This is a genomic window from Flectobacillus longus (genome assembly GCF_030056705.1).
GTDB classification, from domain to species: domain Bacteria; phylum Bacteroidota; class Bacteroidia; order Cytophagales; family Spirosomataceae; genus Flectobacillus; species Flectobacillus longus.
In genome coordinates this window covers 231,839-248,400 of sequence record NZ_JASHIC010000002.1, presented here as the reverse complement: position 1 = coordinate 248,400, position 16,562 = coordinate 231,839, and the positions used below count along the sequence as shown (strand labels likewise).

Annotated in this window: 15 protein-coding genes; 5 read left to right on the top strand and 10 right to left on the bottom strand. The window is 36.5% G+C overall.

Annotated features, from left to right (window positions below):
• The first annotated feature begins 36 nt into the window (after positions 1-36).
• A complete protein-coding gene (locus QM491_RS02415; RefSeq protein ID WP_283325654.1) occupies positions 37-1,632 on the top strand; it encodes an OstA-like protein in 1,596 nt (531 codons plus the stop codon).
• A 244-nt stretch (positions 1,633-1,876) separates the two neighbouring features.
• Positions 1,877-2,524, top strand: a complete 648-nt coding sequence (locus QM491_RS02410; RefSeq protein WP_283325653.1) for a T9SS type A sorting domain-containing protein — start codon at positions 1,877-1,879, stop codon at positions 2,522-2,524.
• A gap of 85 nt (positions 2,525-2,609) precedes the next feature.
• Here the strand turns inward: QM491_RS02410 and coaE are convergent, their stop codons facing one another.
• The 6 genes from coaE to nusB all read right to left on the bottom strand — a co-directional run bounded on the left by coaE (position 2,610) and on the right by nusB (position 6,629).
• Positions 2,610-3,206: a dephospho-CoA kinase gene (gene coaE / locus QM491_RS02405; protein ID WP_283325652.1), complete on the bottom strand. Its 597-nt coding sequence runs from the start codon at positions 3,204-3,206 to the stop codon at positions 2,610-2,612.
• 56 nt (positions 3,207-3,262) lie between these two features.
• On the bottom strand, positions 3,263-3,937 hold the full coding sequence (locus QM491_RS02400; RefSeq protein WP_283325651.1) for a YbbR-like domain-containing protein: 675 nt from the start codon (positions 3,935-3,937) through the stop codon (positions 3,263-3,265).
• 82 nt (positions 3,938-4,019) lie between these two features.
• Positions 4,020-4,331, bottom strand: coding sequence for a preprotein translocase subunit YajC (gene yajC / locus QM491_RS02395; RefSeq protein ID WP_283325650.1), 312 nt, complete (start codon positions 4,329-4,331; stop codon positions 4,020-4,022).
• An 84-nt stretch (positions 4,332-4,415) separates the two neighbouring features.
• The gene (locus QM491_RS02390; RefSeq protein ID WP_283325649.1) at positions 4,416-4,856 is read right to left on the bottom strand and encodes a DUF1573 domain-containing protein; all 441 of its coding nucleotides are present in this window, start codon (positions 4,854-4,856) and stop codon (positions 4,416-4,418) included.
• Positions 4,857-4,928: 72 nt separating this feature from the next.
• On the bottom strand, positions 4,929-5,228 hold the full coding sequence (locus QM491_RS02385) for a YtxH domain-containing protein (protein WP_166550698.1): 300 nt from the start codon (positions 5,226-5,228) through the stop codon (positions 4,929-4,931).
• 243 nt (positions 5,229-5,471) lie between these two features.
• Positions 5,472-6,629 carry a transcription antitermination factor NusB gene (gene nusB, locus QM491_RS02380; RefSeq protein ID WP_166550697.1) on the bottom strand — a complete coding sequence of 386 codons (1,158 nt, stop codon included), beginning with the start codon at positions 6,627-6,629 and terminating at the stop codon, positions 5,472-5,474.
• A 379-nt stretch (positions 6,630-7,008) separates the two neighbouring features.
• Between nusB and QM491_RS02375 the strand changes: the two genes are divergently transcribed.
• The 3 genes from QM491_RS02375 to QM491_RS02365 all read left to right on the top strand — a co-directional run bounded on the left by QM491_RS02375 (position 7,009) and on the right by QM491_RS02365 (position 11,311).
• Positions 7,009-8,796, top strand: a complete 1,788-nt coding sequence (locus QM491_RS02375; protein ID WP_283325648.1) for an ABC transporter ATP-binding protein — start codon at positions 7,009-7,011, stop codon at positions 8,794-8,796.
• Between the two features lie 162 nt (positions 8,797-8,958).
• Complete coding sequence (locus QM491_RS02370) at positions 8,959-9,768, top strand: ion transporter (RefSeq protein WP_283325647.1); 810 nt, start codon at positions 8,959-8,961, stop codon at positions 9,766-9,768.
• 379 nt (positions 9,769-10,147) lie between these two features.
• Positions 10,148-11,311 (top strand): sigma-54-dependent transcriptional regulator, encoded by a 1,164-nt coding sequence (locus QM491_RS02365; RefSeq protein ID WP_283325646.1) that lies wholly within the window; start codon positions 10,148-10,150, stop codon positions 11,309-11,311.
• Between the two features lie 286 nt (positions 11,312-11,597).
• Here the strand turns inward: QM491_RS02365 and QM491_RS02360 are convergent, their stop codons facing one another.
• From QM491_RS02360 to QM491_RS02345, 4 genes are all read right to left on the bottom strand, one after another.
• Positions 11,598-12,866, bottom strand: coding sequence for an APC family permease (locus QM491_RS02360; RefSeq protein WP_283325645.1), 1,269 nt, complete (start codon positions 12,864-12,866; stop codon positions 11,598-11,600).
• A gap of 151 nt (positions 12,867-13,017) precedes the next feature.
• A complete protein-coding gene (locus QM491_RS02355; RefSeq protein WP_283325644.1) occupies positions 13,018-13,560 on the bottom strand; it encodes a hypothetical protein in 543 nt (180 codons plus the stop codon).
• A 541-nt stretch (positions 13,561-14,101) separates the two neighbouring features.
• Positions 14,102-15,571 (bottom strand): amidohydrolase, encoded by a 1,470-nt coding sequence (locus QM491_RS02350; protein ID WP_283325643.1) that lies wholly within the window; start codon positions 15,569-15,571, stop codon positions 14,102-14,104.
• Between the two features lie 51 nt (positions 15,572-15,622).
• Positions 15,623-16,348: a nitroreductase family protein gene (locus tag QM491_RS02345; protein WP_283325642.1), complete on the bottom strand. Its 726-nt coding sequence runs from the start codon at positions 16,346-16,348 to the stop codon at positions 15,623-15,625.
• Between the last annotated feature and the right edge of the window lie 214 nt (positions 16,349-16,562).

Genomic DNA, 16,562 nt, shown 5'->3' with positions numbered 1-16,562 from the left:
TCTTTTTTTGCCTCAAAACCGTATATCCTTTTGTTCATGATTTTCAGTCTTTTGGGCTTTCAATCAACTTCTTTTGGACAAAGTCAGGTAGAAATTATCAAGGCAGATAGCTTGGTGGGACAAAATACCCCTTTCATGCAAATTCGTAAGCTTTTGGGCAATGTAGCCCTACGTCAAGGTACCACTTTGGTGTACTGTACGCAAGCTATTTTGAATGAAACCACCAACGTTTTGGAAGCATATGGCAAAGTAAAAATCATTCAGGCTGACACTGTGACTATTACGGGTGATACTGCCTATTACTTTGGTAACGACAGACTGGCAAAAATGAACGGGCGTGTCAAACTCGACGATGGCACTATCATTCTGACGACCAAACAGATGGATTACAACCTCAATTCACACGTGGCATACTACAATACCAACGGGAAAATTGTGGATAAAAAAAGTACTCTGACCAGTCGTGAAGGTTATTATAATACGGTTACGAAGCTTTTTGATTTTAAGCATAATGTTAAAGTTGTAGACAAAGATGGCTCACTTACCGCCGACTCTTTGCGCTACAGCACATTATCGAAGGAGGCCTTTTTTATAGCCCCAACCACGATTGTCAACAAAAAGGATACGACCTATGCCAACCCCGGAAGTCAATATAATACCATTACAAAAATTGCCAATCTCAAAGGACGTTCAACCGTCAAGACGGATGACTATGTCATGACTGCCGATACGATGATTTATGACCCTCCTACCGAGATTGGGATTGCCAATGGAAATATCGTTTTTGTTTCGAAAAAAGATAAAGCAATTCTTACAGGAGAGCATGGGCGATATGCCAAGAAAACAGGTGTTACAAGAGTTTTTGGAAGAGCCTTATTGAAAAATGTATTCGAAAACGATACACTATTTCTTACTGCTGATACTTTAGTATCCTTAGATAACAAAGAAACAAAAACACGTAAACTTTATGCCTATAAAAAGGTTCAAGTGTATAAATCTGACCTTTCGGCAAAATGTGATTCGCTGAGTTATAATGTATCCGATTCGACGATTTATTTTTATCAGAAACCCATTCTTTGGAATAATAAAAACCAATCAGAAGCCGATTCTATCAACATTTTGTTGAAAAATAACAAAGTACATGTCATGAATATGAAAGGTAAATCTTTTGTAGTTTCGGTAGATACACTTAATAATTATAATCAAGTGAAAGGGCGTAAGATTGTAGCCAACTTTACTAAAGATTCAAAGGTAGAAAAAGTAAGTGTAGACGGTAATGGCGAAAGTATTTATTTTGCGATAGACGACAAAAATAAAATGACAGGAATGAACCGTGTTCAGTGTAGCAAAATGAATATGTATTTTGGGAAAAGTAAAATCACAAAAATTGCCTTTTTGGCCAAACCTGACGGAAAATTCATGCCTCCCAAAGAAATCAAAGAAGATGATAAAGAATTGGATGGTTTTAGATGGAAAATTGCAGATAAGCCTAGTAAAGAAGGTATTTTGAAAAAAGTAGCTTATATAGCTCCTATCGAGACTAAACCTGTACCCAAAGATTCTGTCTCACAGAAGAAAAACACCGTTAAAACGCCTGCAAAGCCGTTAGCTAAAAAAAATATTAAAAAATAGTTAGTGATAGTATAATTGAAATATTTTACTATATTTTTGTGTAATAGTACTTATGCGAATTTATTGTGTAAATAGTAAAAAAAATTTTACGTTCAGAGCAACCTTTTTATACATTTATCAGTCTATAGTATAAAGTTTGTATGGTTATTGCTTTAGAATAAAATAACACCAAAGTGATTTTAAATTTATCATTACAAATTTCCTTATTTTTTGTTTTAAAATTTATTAATACCAACTAGATGAAATGAAACTTCTACAAAAATACATATTGGGTAGTTTATTGATGCTGACAGCAGTGATGTCGAGCATTGATGCTAACGCCCAAGCTGAAAATAAATATAAAAGCCGTTTGGATATTAAGCCTAAGCAAAAAACTAGCACTTCAGCATCCACGGTTTCAACTTTAAGAAAATCTACTTTTTCTTATTTTCAACCTTATTCGAATACACTTGATCGTGGTATTCATGTACAACGCTCTACAGCCATCAATCAGTATTTTTCAAACTCGTTATTGTCACAACAATCAACAAAGACTGTTGCAAAAAATGAGGTTACAAATAACAATGTTGTAGCTGAAACAGCTCGTACAGAAGAAACATTGAACGCAGAAGAACATTTGTTCTCTAACGATAAGCTTTGGGTATCTAATATTTTTCCAAACCCAGCAGACGACCATGCAGATATTAATTTTAATATCTCCTCTCAAGTAAGTGAAGCAAAGATTACTTTCTATAATATTTTGGGAAGTGAAGTGAAAGAAGAGATTTTAGAAAAAGATCAACGTAAGTCTAGAATCTCAACAAAAGATTGGCCAAACGGCATTTATTTATATCAATTGACAGCAGATGGACGCTCATTGGTAACCAAAAAATTATTAGTGAGACACCAATAAAATATTGTAGTGTTAAAAGGTTTAAAAGAGGCTATTCTTTCGGATAGTCTCTTTTTTTGCTTTTCGAAATATGAAAACTCATTCTTCATTTGAGCAAGCTATGATGAATCTGTAAAACTTGTGGAATTACTGGGGTCTGGTCATCATTTTGGATAAGCCAATCCGAAAACTTGATTCGCTCAGCATCTGGAAGTTGTCTTTCGATGATTGCTCTTATTTCTTCTTCCGAACGATTATCTCTTAATTTGACACGTTGTACTCTTAAATCAATCGGAGCTATTACACTAATAATTTTATTACAAAGATTACCATCTCCCGCGCCTTTTAACAAGGCAGCCTCATACAATACATAAGGCGCTTCCTGATGCTGTATTACCCAATCTTGCGCATCCCTGCGTACAGCAGGATGCACAAGGGTATTGAGCTGCTGTAACAATGCTGGTTGTCCAAAAACTTGCGCCGCTACCCAAGTACGATTATAGCTACCATCAGGCAAATATGCCTCAGTACCCAACAATGCAATAATATCTTTTTTTAGCTCCTGATTTTGGATAATAATCCATTTCGCTCTCGAATCGGCTTCGTAAATGGGTACGCCCAATAGCGAAAATACTTTGGCTACAGTACTTTTGCCTGAGCCAATACCTCCTGTAATGCCAACAACAATAGATTTTGTTTCCATTTGATAAAAAGACAAAAAAATAGCCGATAGTTTTCTATCGGCTACTAATTTATGAATTACTTCAATAATTCTGCAACTTCAAAACTCACCGAAACACGTTCTTTATTGGCTTTGAGATAAGAATTTTTAGGAAGTGGAATTCTTATTTCATCGTCATAGTTATCTTGAATTCGGCGACCTGGTACTTTGACACTAAGTATCTCTCCTAGCTCATTCAAGGTACTTTCTGGTCCTTCCACTTCAATTGTACTAGGATTGAGATTAATCACACTAGAAACAATATAGCGTTCCTGTAAAGGAATATTTAGACTATCGACACGCAACCTGATAGTGCGTTTTACTTTTTTATCAAACTCCAATTCAAAGCGGTCGGTCACAACATAATTTACACGAACATCTTTGATATAATCAGAAAGAGAGTCGGCTAACGAACCTGTATTTAAAAACCTAGTTTTTAAAGGCTTATTAATCGAGTAATATACGGGTGCTACGTCCAAAGCCAAGGCTTTTCGTAGCAAACTCCATCCGTTACCTGTTACATGTACAGTAATTTTTTCGGGTAATGGCTGAGTTGGGATATACAGAGAATCGTTGTACGTAAAACGAAGCGGAAACGAAATCTTTTGGGAATAACCGTCTTTATTCAATGCGTTCATTATCCAAAAAACTGTTGCAGCCAAAATGCTTAGAAAAAACGCACGATAGTCTGTTTTAGAAGTATTTGGTTTCATCGAAAATTAAATTTCAGTCAGAAAAGAGAAATGTAAATCTTCACACCCACTCTATTTCCTTAGATGAAGTGCTCATTACTACTTATTCAGCAGTTAACTGAGAAGAAGCATCTTTAGAAATGGCTGTCTTTAGAAATACAATACGTACACCTTTGCTAGCATCAACCTCAACAACAACGGTCTTTTCACGAACCGAAACGATTGTTCCGTGAGCGCCACCAATTGTAACTACTTTGTCACCAGCTTTAAGCGAATCTACATACGATTGTTGTTCTTTTTGCTTCTTTTGTTGAGGACGAATCATGAAAAAATACATGATTACAAACATCCCAACAATCAAAAACAATGATGACATATTACTACCTGCTACTTGTAAAAGAATTGAATTCAACATAAAATTTTACCAATTTGAAGATTTAACATTTGAAAATATTCCCAAAGATGGGAATTATTGGGATTCTTTTGTGCTTAGAAATTCTTATTTTCTTTTAAACACTTCTACTTTAAAGCTAAAGGTATTTTCGGAAGGCACCGTGTTGGCATACGCCGTAATGGTTTTATTCTGTTTACCTTCTTTATTTTTACTGTTAAACTTCACCGTAATAAAGCCTTGTTCACCCGGAGCTACTGGCTGTGTTGAGTAAGAAGGTGTAGTACAACCACAAGAAGTACTTACATTACTAATTACCAACGGCATGTTTCCAGTATTTTTGAATTTGTAGGTATGAACGACAGAATCGCCTTCGGTAAGTGTGCCAAGATCGACAAATGAAGTATCGATTTGCATCACAGGGAAGCTGTCGGCTGTAGGGCGAAGACCCGCCAATGAATCGGCTAAAGCTTCGCTAGTTGATTTTTGTTTGTTTTGGCAAGCTGCCAATGCTACAAGTGCTGTAGCAACGATAAGAATTTTTTTCATGATGATAAAGGCAAAAAGAAGAACAGACGATTGGTGTGTGTGTTGACCAACCGTCTGTATTTTTGAGTTCTATTAAGCTTTTGCTTTAATTTGATTCATCATATTTTCTACATCTTCGAGTAGTCTTTCCGCTTTTTCACGAGCTTCATTTACTACTTTCTTCCCTTCTGATTTTGCCATTGTTTCAGGAATTTCTTTTCCATCAATCAAATCAGTGATAAGGTTTTGTAGTTGGTCACGATATTTTTGCAATTGGAACAACAATTTGCTACGAGTATTTTCTCCTTTATCTGGAGCATACAAGATGCCCAACACCGCACCAACAGCAGCACCTGTCATAAATGCCCAAAAGGTCTTTGATGATTTGCTCATGAGTTGTTTTCGTTAATTAGATTTATAACTGAACCAAGTGTTAAGACGTTAGTAGAGCGGTAAGCTATGGCAAAATAGGTTTGATGTCAGCTAACACGTTTTATCATCTAATTTTCAAACATATATCGTAAACATTGCTGTTTACAATCCATTTCGCACCATAACCAGGCTACTAATCGCCTACTTTTATTATTCAATGAGTTGCGAATATATACATCAACATCCACAACTCATCAATCAAAATTATTTATTATCAATCAAACCACGACCAGACTTACGAACGATGCCGTCCTCAGCAAGCTTTTGTGAAAGGACATCTAATAAACCGTTTACAAATTGTCCCGATTTTGGCGTCGAGTAATTTTTGGCAAGTTCGATATATTCGTTGATAGAAACTTTTACTGGAATACTTGAGAAATGAATCATTTCGGCCAAGCCCATTTTCAAGATAATCATGTCGGTCATTGCCAAACGGTCAGCTTCCCAGTTTTTGGTTTGCTCAATGATGATTTTTTCATACTCATCGTCATTGTTAAGTGTTTGGTCAAATAGGTCTGTAAAGTAAAATTTATCGTCGTCCCAATTCAAGGCTAATGGCTGTAACACCAACTCAGCAATGTTTTGGATTTTGAAAGTCTTCGTTGTTAAGCTTTTCAAAACATCTTTATTTTCGCCCCAATTTAAGTCTTTTTCTTCAAAATACGCCACCACAGAGTGATGTTTCAAAATGAAAGTCTTAAGAATATGTACAACAATGGCTAAATCTTCTTCAAAATTGTGTTTTGATGTACGAAGGTATGATTGGAACTCGGTATCTGGCAAAACAGCATCCAAGAAAAGTTTACGGATAAAGTTTTGGTCATCTTCTGTCCAACGAAGGTCACGTCTGATAATTTCGTTTTCGAAGTTAGGAAGATTACGAAGGGCAAGAATTACTTGGTTTTCGCCAAAACGAGAAGTTTTGTGTTCACTTTCCAAAAGGCGACGTTGCTCATCCCAAACTGCCACGTCGGCAAGTTCGACCAACAACAAAAGTAATTTCAAATAATTATCATAGATTTTTTCTACTTCTTCAATCATAGCGTGCTTGATACGCACACGGTCGCGTTTTACCGCATCGCGATAAATTGCTAATGCTTGTCTTCCCGCATTTTTCGAGTCAGCAGGAATATCCTCAGCTTTAACCTCACCCTTGAACAATTCTTCGAAATAGAGTTCTGCCAGCTTGCGTAAACCTTCAAGTTTAGGCATCTGTTCTTCTTTCGGAATCATTAAATCAAGATTTGGTAAAAATTGCTCGGCAATATAATCGAAGGCTAATTGATAATTGGCACGTTCCACTGTGCGGAAGGCATAGATAGTTTGGAATGCTTTTGTACGGAGTAAGCGTCGGTTGACCATTGGATATGCAAAGAACGTTTTTTGTAAATTTTTAACTGCACCATACCTTGGCGCTGAAATTCAGTGTGCAAAATTAGTATTTTTTTTAGAAACATACATTAGTAAAAAGAAAAAAAGCTTCGATTTTGAATAGTGATTTTAGCATTTGGAAGATTAACTCTCAAAATTGTCAATTCTTTTCGCAATTCTTTCTAAATCAACTCAAAACCTCAAGAAGTACCTTTTCAATATATAAGGGATAAGCAAAAAAACAAAATCAAATATCCGAAATCCACAATCATCTAATTATGTTTGTAGAAGATTGTACAATAGACCCAAAAACATATCAATGTATCGCATTCGCTGGAAACTATTGCGGATTGACATTGGTTAATCATACATGAAAGCATTAAAACATCTCAATAAGTATTTCTTCCAATATAAGTGGTATTTGATTCTGGGTACGCTTTTTACGTTTATCTCCAATTTGTTTGGAGTAGTTCCTGCCCAAATCGTTCGTTACGCTTTAGATTTAGTAAAAGAAACTATCTCTTTCTATTTTCTTTATGATGGATTTGGCGCACAAACCGTTGTATATGAAATCTTTGCTTTCTCGATTTTACTCTATGGCTCTTTGATTCTCATCATGGCTTTACTAAAAGGGATTTTCTTATTTTTTGTAAGACAAACTCTTATTGTGATGTCACGTCATATTGAGTATGACCTCAAAAACGAAATCTATCATCATTATCAAACTTTGCCTTTGAGTTTTTATCGTAAAAACAATACTGGTGATTTAATGGCTCGTATTTCGGAAGATGTTGGCAAAGTAAGAATGTACGTAGGGCCAAGTTTGATGTACGGGCTCAACCTGATTTCGGTATTTATTTTGGTGGTTGGATATATGCTTTCAGTGAATGCCAAGTTGACTTGGTATGTGCTTTTACCTGTTCCATTTTTATCAGGAAGTATCTATTTTGTCAATACCATTATCATTCGTAAATCAGAAGAGATACAAGCCAATCTTTCCAAAATATCCACTTTTGTTCAGGAAGCTTTTTCAGGAATTAGGGTGTTAAAAGCTTTTGTTCAAGAAGAACCTTCTACAGTAGCTTTTACGAAACAATCGAATATTTATCGTGAAAAATCATTGGATTTGGTAAAAGTCGATTCTCTATTTACGCCTTTGGTTTCTATTTTGGCAGGGTTGAGTTCCGTATTGGTTGTGTACATTGGTGGACAAGAAGTAATGGCAGGAAGACTTACCCCAGGTAGCATTACGGAGTTTATCATGTATGTGTATATGCTCACATGGCCAATGATTGCCTTGGGTTGGACGACTTCTCAAATCCAACGTGCGGCAGCTTCACAACAACGTATTAATGAATTTTTGAATATCAAAACAGATATTGTTTCAACGAAAGATATTTCACAACCTATTGAAGGAACTATTGATATAAATCACCTAAAGTTTGTGTATCCTGACTCAGGCATCGAAGCATTGCATGATTTTAGTATGCACGTAAAAGCTGGAGAATCTGTAGCGATTTTAGGAACTACAGGATCTGGTAAAAGTACTGTTGCTAATTTGCTTTGTAGAATGTATGATACCACCGAAGGACAAATCAAAATTGATGGCTTTGATTTAAAAGAATGGAATGTTCAAAGTCTACGTGGTCAAATAGGCTATGTACCTCAAGATGTGTTCTTATTCTCTGATTCAATCAAAAATAATGTACGCTTTGGAAGCCTAGATATGTCGGACGAACAAGTTATTCAAGCGACCAAAGATGCCGATTTGTATAATAACATTATGGACTTTCCTGAAAAATTTGACACCGTGTTGGGCGAAAGAGGTGTGACATTATCGGGTGGTCAAAAACAGCGTTTGTCAATCGCGAGAGCCATTGCTAAAAGCCCAAAGATTCTAATTCTGGATGATTGTCTCTCGGCAGTAGATACCAAAACAGAACATCAGATTTTGAATAATCTTCAAGAAATTATGAAAGGAAGAACTTCGGTTGTGATTTCGCACCGAGTATCTTCGGCCAAGTTAGCAGACAAAATTATTATGCTTGATGGGGGTCATGTTATCGAACAAGGTACACACGATGAACTTATGGCAAAAGAGGGTGCCTATAAAGAACTTTTTGAAAAACAACTTCAAACAGAAGAAACTAATTCGTAAATTAGAGCTAACCTTTATAAAATTTGGAGTAATGATTTAGCTTTAACATATTTAGCAAAACGCTTTGCTTGTAAAGGCAAAGCGTTTTTTGTTTTTGAACTACTAAATTTACTCCACAAAATTCCTAATCAGTCATTATATTCTTGAAAACGATAAGTGCTTATGCAGCATACATTCAAACACAAAGTATATCACGTTTTAGAAGTAGCAAGAGGGAAAAAAAACGGAGTCAACTGGTTAGTCAATGTGCTAATTATGAGTATTATTGCCCTCAATACTGTAGCGATTATTCTTCATTCTGTTCGGAGTATTCGTCGAGAGTTTGATGAAGTTTTTGTTGATTTTGAATATTTTTCTGCTGTATTTTTCACCATAGAATACTGCTTACGCTTGTGGGTTTGTACTGAAAATGAGAAATACAAACATCCTATTTGGGGGCGACTAAAATACATGACCTCTACAGGCGGTATTATTGATTTGCTTGCGATTTTGCCTTTTTATGTATCTCACTTTACTTCTGATACTGGTCTAATCCGTATTCTTAGGTTATTTAGGGTATTCAGGCTATTCAAATTCTCTAGATATGTTCATGCACTACGAGTCATAGAAGGAGTAATCAAAGAAAAGAGAGAAGAACTAGTATTAAGCCTTGTATTTTTGATTTTTCTTCTTTTAATATCCTCTTCGGTAATGTATTACCTTGAGAGTCCAGCGCAACCACGAGTTTTTTCGAGTATTCCTGCAACTTTATGGTGGGGCATAACTACCATAACATCAATAGGTTATGGAGACATTTATCCAGTTACAATTTTAGGAAAAGTATTCGGCGGAATAATCGCTATTTCAGGAATTGCTATTATTGCATTGCCTACAGGTATTTTAGCTTCGGGCTTTGCGGAGCATATCAATATTCACAAGAAAGAGAGAGAAAAACATCGATTTTGCCCACATTGTGGCAAAGAATTACCATAAAAACTTAACAAAAGTCAATATTTTAGTAACCTTAAGCTAAAAATTACGTATAGTATGTATCTTTCTGAAAGAATTTAAAAGTAGCGAGCCACATCTTTGGGCTAATAAACCAAAATATATTTGTGGCTAAAAAAATCTATTTGGCTAAAACCAATATATACTAAGTAGATAAGATAATTTTATATTTTTTACTTTGACCAACCACCATTAGAAGCGACTGTAGCGATATATTTTTGTTAGAAAGTTAATAAAACTTCATATTATCGAGGCGTTTTAGTCTAAAACCTTTAAATTTTGTGTATTTTTGAAAATTGCTAATATTAAATATACCAACCCTAATCCAAACGAACCAGTTCGCCAGAAAATTTAAAATCTGCCTATGGCAAAACTATTAATAATCGACGATGAAAAAGCCATCCGTGGCGCACTACGAGATATTCTCGAATACGAAGGATATAGCGTAGAGGAAGCAAGTGATGGAGAACAAGGGCTAGAAATGGTCAAAAACAATGACTATGATGTAGTTCTTTGTGATATTCGAATGCCCAAAATCGAAGGTTTGGATTTGTTGCTGCGAGCCACAGAAATGGGCAAAGGTACTCAATTCATTATGATTTCGGCTTTTGGTAATGTGGAAACAGCTGTTGAAGCAACCAAACGTGGAGCCTTTGATTTTATTTCGAAACCCCCAGACCTGAACCGACTCTTGGTAACAGTACGCAATGCCTTAGAAAGAGGCAAAATGATTACTGAAACCAAAGTACTCAAAAAGAGAGTATATAAGCTCAATGAAATTGTTGGTGATTCGGATGCTATTCGCCGAGTAATTGATACTTCTGACCGTGTTGGACCTACCGAAGCTCGTGTCTTAATCACAGGACCTAATGGTTCGGGAAAAGAAATGGTTGCGAAACGACTTCACGAAAGAAGTAATCGTGCACACATGCCTTTAATTGAGGTAAACTGTGCTGCTATTCCTTCAGAACTGATTGAGTCTGAACTATTCGGACACGAAAAAGGAGCCTTTACTTCTGCTATCAAACAACGTATCGGAAAATTTGAGCAAGCAGATGGAGGTACTTTATTTTTGGACGAAATTGGCGATATGAGCCTTTCGGCACAAGCCAAAGTACTGCGTGCTTTGCAAGAAAATAAAATCACACGTGTGGGTGGCGACAAAGAAATCAAAATCAATGTACGTGTTTTTGCGGCTACGAATAAAAACTTACAATTAGAAATTGCCGAAGGACGTTTCCGTGAAGACTTATTCCACCGTCTGAACGTGATTCCTATCCATGTTCCTGCTTTGAATCAGCGTCCTACCGACGTACCTTTATTGGTTGATAAATTCTTACAAGATATTGCAGACGAGTATGGCCAGCCAACCAAAGAAGTAACCGACGATGCAATGAAGTACCTTCAGGCACTTCCATGGACAGGTAATGTTCGTGAGCTTCGCAACGTAGTTGAACGCCTAGTCATCATGTGTGGCGATGTTATCAACCTCGAAGACGTAAAACTATTTGCTATGCCAGTCATTTAGATTTGGGATTGTTGATTTTGGAATTCGGATTGAGCGAGTTAGTGATTTTTTTAATATGAATTTTGCTTGTAGAGACGCAATACTTTGGGTCTAAAGAGCTATCATTCGAAATATAGTATCAAAAAAGGCGTTCGAAACTAGTTTTTCGAACGCCTTTTTTAAGTAACTGTCAACATATCCTTTACATCTATGCAAATTTTAGCCCTCTCCAAAATTCAATTCCAAACAAACAAAACAGGGTGACTTTCCTTAAATATACCAAAATTAGGGATAGCTCTTTTTTATTTTACATCCTCTTCGACCATAAATACGTTACTGCTCCAATTAGCAAAATCCCTAAACCAATAAAGCTTTCTTGAGGTTTGTCATAAATGATAAATAGCAAAACTATTATACTAAAAACTACATACAAGTACTGTATATAAGGACTCAGTGGGCTCCTGAAGCGGTCACCCTCATGAGGGATTTTCAAGAAACTTGCCACTGCGATTGTACCCATTAATTGAAGTACAAAAGAAGAATAGAGTAAAATCTGTTGTAAACTTCCTGATAATAATAAAATCAAAATCACGGCACATAATAGCCATATTGCTCTGATGGGTACGTCATGTTTATTAGTAGGGCGAATCCATTTCCATAAAGTATAATGTTGCGCCATCGAGTGTACTATTCTTGACCCAATCCAAATATAAGAACTCATGGTTGCTATCAATTGGAAGCCAATACCTGCGCTAATCCACTTATTGGCAGTAGGCCCTAATATATTTTGAGTCGCCAAAATAGCTACTTCAGCTTGTCCTTTTAATTGTGTATAAGTAGCAAATTTTAAGAATACTAACTGCAAAAGCACATATACCACAATAACCCCTAATGTTCCCAAAATCAATGCCTTGGGCAAATCTTCACTAGGGTTTCGTATTTCGCCTACGATATACGCCGCAGCATTCCAGCCAGTGTAGGCATAGGTCACATATAAGAGTGAAACCGCAAAACCAGTATTAGTAATTTCATTCCAAATCGGTACTTGAATACTGATAGCATTTTGGGGAATAGGTGCATACCAGATGCCGATTCCTAACAAAAAACCTATAAAAAGCACTTTTACTACCGTGGTAATATTCTGGAAAATACTACTATGTTTGAGCGAAAATGAGTGTAATAAACTTATCAAAATAATCAACAAAACGATATACCAACGTAAATTAGGTATATCGAATGGACTCAGATAAGCTTCCATCGCAAGGGCTGCAATGGCTACAGGAGAAGAAAAACCAACAATCAAAGAAGCCCAAGCAGTAAGATACCCCCAGAAAGGATGAAAACCTTTACTGACAAAAATATAATCGCCACCAGATTCATTGTAATGCGTTCCTAGTTCGGCAAAAGTAAATGCCCCTATCAATGCTAAAATACCTCCCAATACCCATAGCAATACAATACTCCAGACATTTTGGACATCTACTAACTGGTATCCTAAACTGGTAAAAACACCAGTTCCAACCATATTGGAGATAACCAACATGGTGGAGGTCTTCCATCCTATTTTGTGTGACATAGGCCTTTTCTTTAAATAATGTCAAATATTTACTCAAATATAAAGGCACAAAGCTGTAAAACGCTTTGTGCCTTTATTCCTTTTTCTAAATACTTTTTACAAAGTAAAATTCAATCTTGCAAAAATGTATGCTTATTTGAGATTTAGACGATTATTGTTTCTTTTCAGACCTAACTGAGGATTTTTTATCTTTTTCTGAAACTGTAGTTTCTTCTTTGACAGAACTTGTTGATGCTGGCATGCTTGTATGATTTACCATTTTCCATTCTCCTTTAATTAGCTCAACAATTCTTAACTCTTGAGAAGTTTCTTTTTTACCATCCAAGCTTTTTACCTGTTTGAAGGTAACCCATACATAGGTAGGATTTACCTTTCTAAAGTTTGTTTTTTCTCTTGAAAAAGTGGGCTTTACTCCTTTTTTGCCATCATTAAACCAAGTTATAGCCCAAGAACTCAGAGCATCCCAACCATCTTTAACAATTAACTGACCTTTATCGTATTGCGCAAAATACGTTTGTGGAGTTTGGCGATAAAGCATCATCCATGTTTCATAGTCTTTGGCATAAAAAGCTTTAGTCTCATCGGCTATAAGTTGTTTGATTTTGCTTTGGTCTTCTGGGCTAAGAGAATTTTGAGCCTGAGATAGGTTGACAAAAAGTAATAAAGTGAAGCAAAGGTATCCTAGTGTTTTCATAAGTAAGAATGGGGTAAAATGGAATTTTAATCATGAGGCTTTAGAATAAAGGTAATAAGTTTTATGTAAAAAAAATATCCCTCTGTTTGTTAAAACCTAATTCTTTTAGCTTAAAATAAAAAAATAATATCATCTAAATAGAAACGATTGATTTCAAAAAATGTCATTCTCACATCAACTTTTTTATTAAAAAATAAGAATCCCCTCGAATGTTGAAATACCCAAATACCAGTACTTTGTTAATGTTTCAGACCATTAAAGATTAGAAATCAATTTTATCCTGAGGGTTTCGACATTATACTTTTTGCTGCAAACTATGATTCCAAAAGTTAGTTGCATCTCCACAAAATCTGCTCGTATGTTATTAATATACTGGCACTTAATCAAAAAGGCGTTCGAAATGAGTTTTTCGAACGCCTTTTTGATACTATATTTTAGAATAACATATTTTTAGACGCAAAGCATTGCGTCTATACAAGTGAAATTCATCTTAAAAATAATCACTCATACACTCAATCACTAAATTGGGAATAACTCATGTTTACTTTCTATAATCCAAAGCAGGTTTTCTGTCACCTAACAAGGCTTCATATTTAAAATCTGCTCCTCCTCGCTTTTCAAGCCATTCAGCTTTGGCTTTGTCGATGGTAGCTTGGTCATTCAACAAGTCTAGTGCAGTAATTGCTAGCGTTTTTGCCGCTACAATCATCCCTTTCTGGCCAATAGACATACCACTTGCAGCAGTAGATTGCCAGCTATGTGCCGACGAGCCAGGCACCCAAGTTGCAGTTCCTAAACCAACGGTTGGTACTACCCAACTCACATCGCCTACATCGGTCGAACCACCTGAGGTTGCACTTTCTGAGGCATCATTAAAATTCTTTATCTTAGTAGCATTGTTAATATCTTGCTTTTGCTCGCCGAGAGTTTCTGCTATTTTCTCTGCAAATTTTTTCTCCTCTTCATTATAAACCACCCCTCCTACTTTTTGCATATTTTGATGAACAAGCGTTGCTAAAGTTACGTTTGGTAAAAGATTATAGACACCACCTAATACTTCCCATTCAACTTTTGTACCTGTACCCAACGCTGCGCCTTGTGCTGCATTTTCAATTCGTTTCCAGATACTTTGTAAAATGGCTCTGTCTTTGTGGCGAGCATAATAATACACCTCGGCATAAGCTGGCACTACGTTTGGAGCCTCGCCACCTTTGGTAATTACATAATGAATACGCGTATCCTGAGGAATATGCTCACGCATCATATTAATCATATAGTTCATCGACTCTACCCCATCAAGTGCCGAACGACCACGCTCAGGTGCAGCAGCAGCGTGCGATGCGATGCCTTTAAAACGGAATTTAGCATTTTTATTAGCCAACGAAGTACTAGCATCCGCCGCATTCGCTGAACTTGGATGCCAATGCAATACCACGTCAACATCGTTGAAATATCCTTCACGAACCATATATACCTTACCCGAGCCACCCTCTTCGGCTGGACAACCATATATCTTGACAGTACCAGGTTTACCAGATTTTTGAAGCCAGTTTTTTACCTCAATAGCAGCAGCTACAGAGGCTGTACCAAAAAGATTATGTCCACATCCATGACCTCCTTTTTGATTAGGAATAGGTTTGATTTCTGGAGTAGCCTCTTGTGCTAAGCCTGGCAAAGCATCATATTCGCCTAAAATACCAATTACTGGTTTTCCTGCACCATAAGTTGCTACAAAGGCAGTTGGTATTCCTGCAATACCCGCTTGTACCTGAAAACCTTCTTTTTTCAATTGCTCTTGCAATAAAAGAGAACTCTTTTCCTCCATATAGCCCAGCTCTGCATAGTCCCATATTTGTTTTGAAATCTTGGCATATTCATCGAATCGTTTGTCAAGATTACCAATCATTGCTTGCTTCTCAGCTTCCAAAGGGCTCGCTGTAGCAGCCTTCTTTTTTTGTGCCATACTTGCGAATGATAACATCGAAAGCACTAACAAAACGTATTTTTTCATAAATAAAGGTAAGTTTTAGTAAAGTGAATGTTGTGGATTTTAGTATTAATGTCAAATTTTCCGAATTACTTGCTCAGATGGCACTCTTGTTCTTGCTGCATAAACGCCATCTTCTGTTCCTTTTCCACAAGCTACAATCATACAAACCTCTGCTCCTGCTGGTGCACCAATCAATTTTTTGACCAAACGACTATCAAAGCCTTCCATCGGACAAGTATCATATTGATTAGATGCCATGCTCAGCATAAAAGTTTGCGCTGCCAAAGCACATGATTTGTGCACCATCACTCGTTGGTCGGCATGTGATGAAACTCTCAGAAAGGGGCGATTAAATCCTTTGACCAGAACGATAAGCTTGCGAAGCAAAGTCATAAAGCCAAACCAGTCATTGCGATAAAACAAGGGCATCAATTTTCCATAATAATCCATAGCTCGCTTATCACGACCCGTAAGTTCTTTTCCCTGAAATTGCTTTTTGATATTGTCCAAGTTCCATTGTGCCATATTTTTCCAACGGTCTTGGCGAGTTAAGAAAATAATCAAATGAGGGGCTGTTCGAGCAGCAGACTGATTGAAACAGGCCTTGGCTATAGCTTCTTTTTTGTCAGGACTACTAACCCATACAAACTCCCAGAGTTGCATATTGCTACTATTGGGCGAAAGTGTGGCCAACTCCAAACTTTTCTGGATAATCTGCTCGTCTATTTCAGCTTGAGCATCATATACTCGAACCGAACGGCGATAGTTAACAATCTTGGCAAAAAAATCTTGCTGCATGTGTGGTATGTTGATGAATTAAACTGGGCTTGTCTTACAAAGTTAAAATTCTTAGGCAAAAAACAAAGCAGATAGGAAGGGAATAACAAGGAAAAAATCATTTTGATACAATCGAGTTGATGTTTCAAACTTTGTTCTATTCTGATTTTTAGAGGAATAAGTATTGACAAATATATTTTTTAGCCTATATTTGTTTTAATTTTTAGATTAATCT

Bases quoted from the DNA above. Each gene is read 5' to 3' on its own strand.
- QM491_RS02415 (WP_283325654.1), top strand. From the start codon at position 37: ATGATTTTCAGTCTTTTGGGCTTTCAATCAACTTCTTTTGGACAAAGT.
- nusB (WP_166550697.1), bottom strand. From the start codon at position 6,629: ATGGTCAACCGACGCTTACTCCGTACAAAAGCATTCCAAACTATCTAT.
- QM491_RS02410 (WP_283325653.1), top strand. From the start codon at position 1,877: ATGAAACTTCTACAAAAATACATATTGGGTAGTTTATTGATGCTGACA.
- QM491_RS02365 (WP_283325646.1), top strand. From the start codon at position 10,148: ATGGCAAAACTATTAATAATCGACGATGAAAAAGCCATCCGTGGCGCA.
- yajC (WP_283325650.1), bottom strand. From the start codon at position 4,331: ATGTTGAATTCAATTCTTTTACAAGTAGCAGGTAGTAATATGTCATCA.
- QM491_RS02390 (WP_283325649.1), bottom strand. From the start codon at position 4,856: ATGAAAAAAATTCTTATCGTTGCTACAGCACTTGTAGCATTGGCAGCT.
- QM491_RS02360 (WP_283325645.1), bottom strand. From the start codon at position 12,866: ATGTCACACAAAATAGGATGGAAGACCTCCACCATGTTGGTTATCTCC.
- coaE (WP_283325652.1), bottom strand. From the start codon at position 3,206: ATGGAAACAAAATCTATTGTTGTTGGCATTACAGGAGGTATTGGCTCA.
- QM491_RS02375 (WP_283325648.1), top strand. From the start codon at position 7,009: ATGAAAGCATTAAAACATCTCAATAAGTATTTCTTCCAATATAAGTGG.
- QM491_RS02370 (WP_283325647.1), top strand. From the start codon at position 8,959: ATGCAGCATACATTCAAACACAAAGTATATCACGTTTTAGAAGTAGCA.
- QM491_RS02350 (WP_283325643.1), bottom strand. From the start codon at position 15,571: ATGAAAAAATACGTTTTGTTAGTGCTTTCGATGTTATCATTCGCAAGT.
- QM491_RS02345 (WP_283325642.1), bottom strand. From the start codon at position 16,348: ATGCAGCAAGATTTTTTTGCCAAGATTGTTAACTATCGCCGTTCGGTT.
- QM491_RS02355 (WP_283325644.1), bottom strand. From the start codon at position 13,560: ATGAAAACACTAGGATACCTTTGCTTCACTTTATTACTTTTTGTCAAC.
- QM491_RS02400 (WP_283325651.1), bottom strand. From the start codon at position 3,937: ATGAAACCAAATACTTCTAAAACAGACTATCGTGCGTTTTTTCTAAGC.
- QM491_RS02385 (WP_166550698.1), bottom strand. From the start codon at position 5,228: ATGAGCAAATCATCAAAGACCTTTTGGGCATTTATGACAGGTGCTGCT.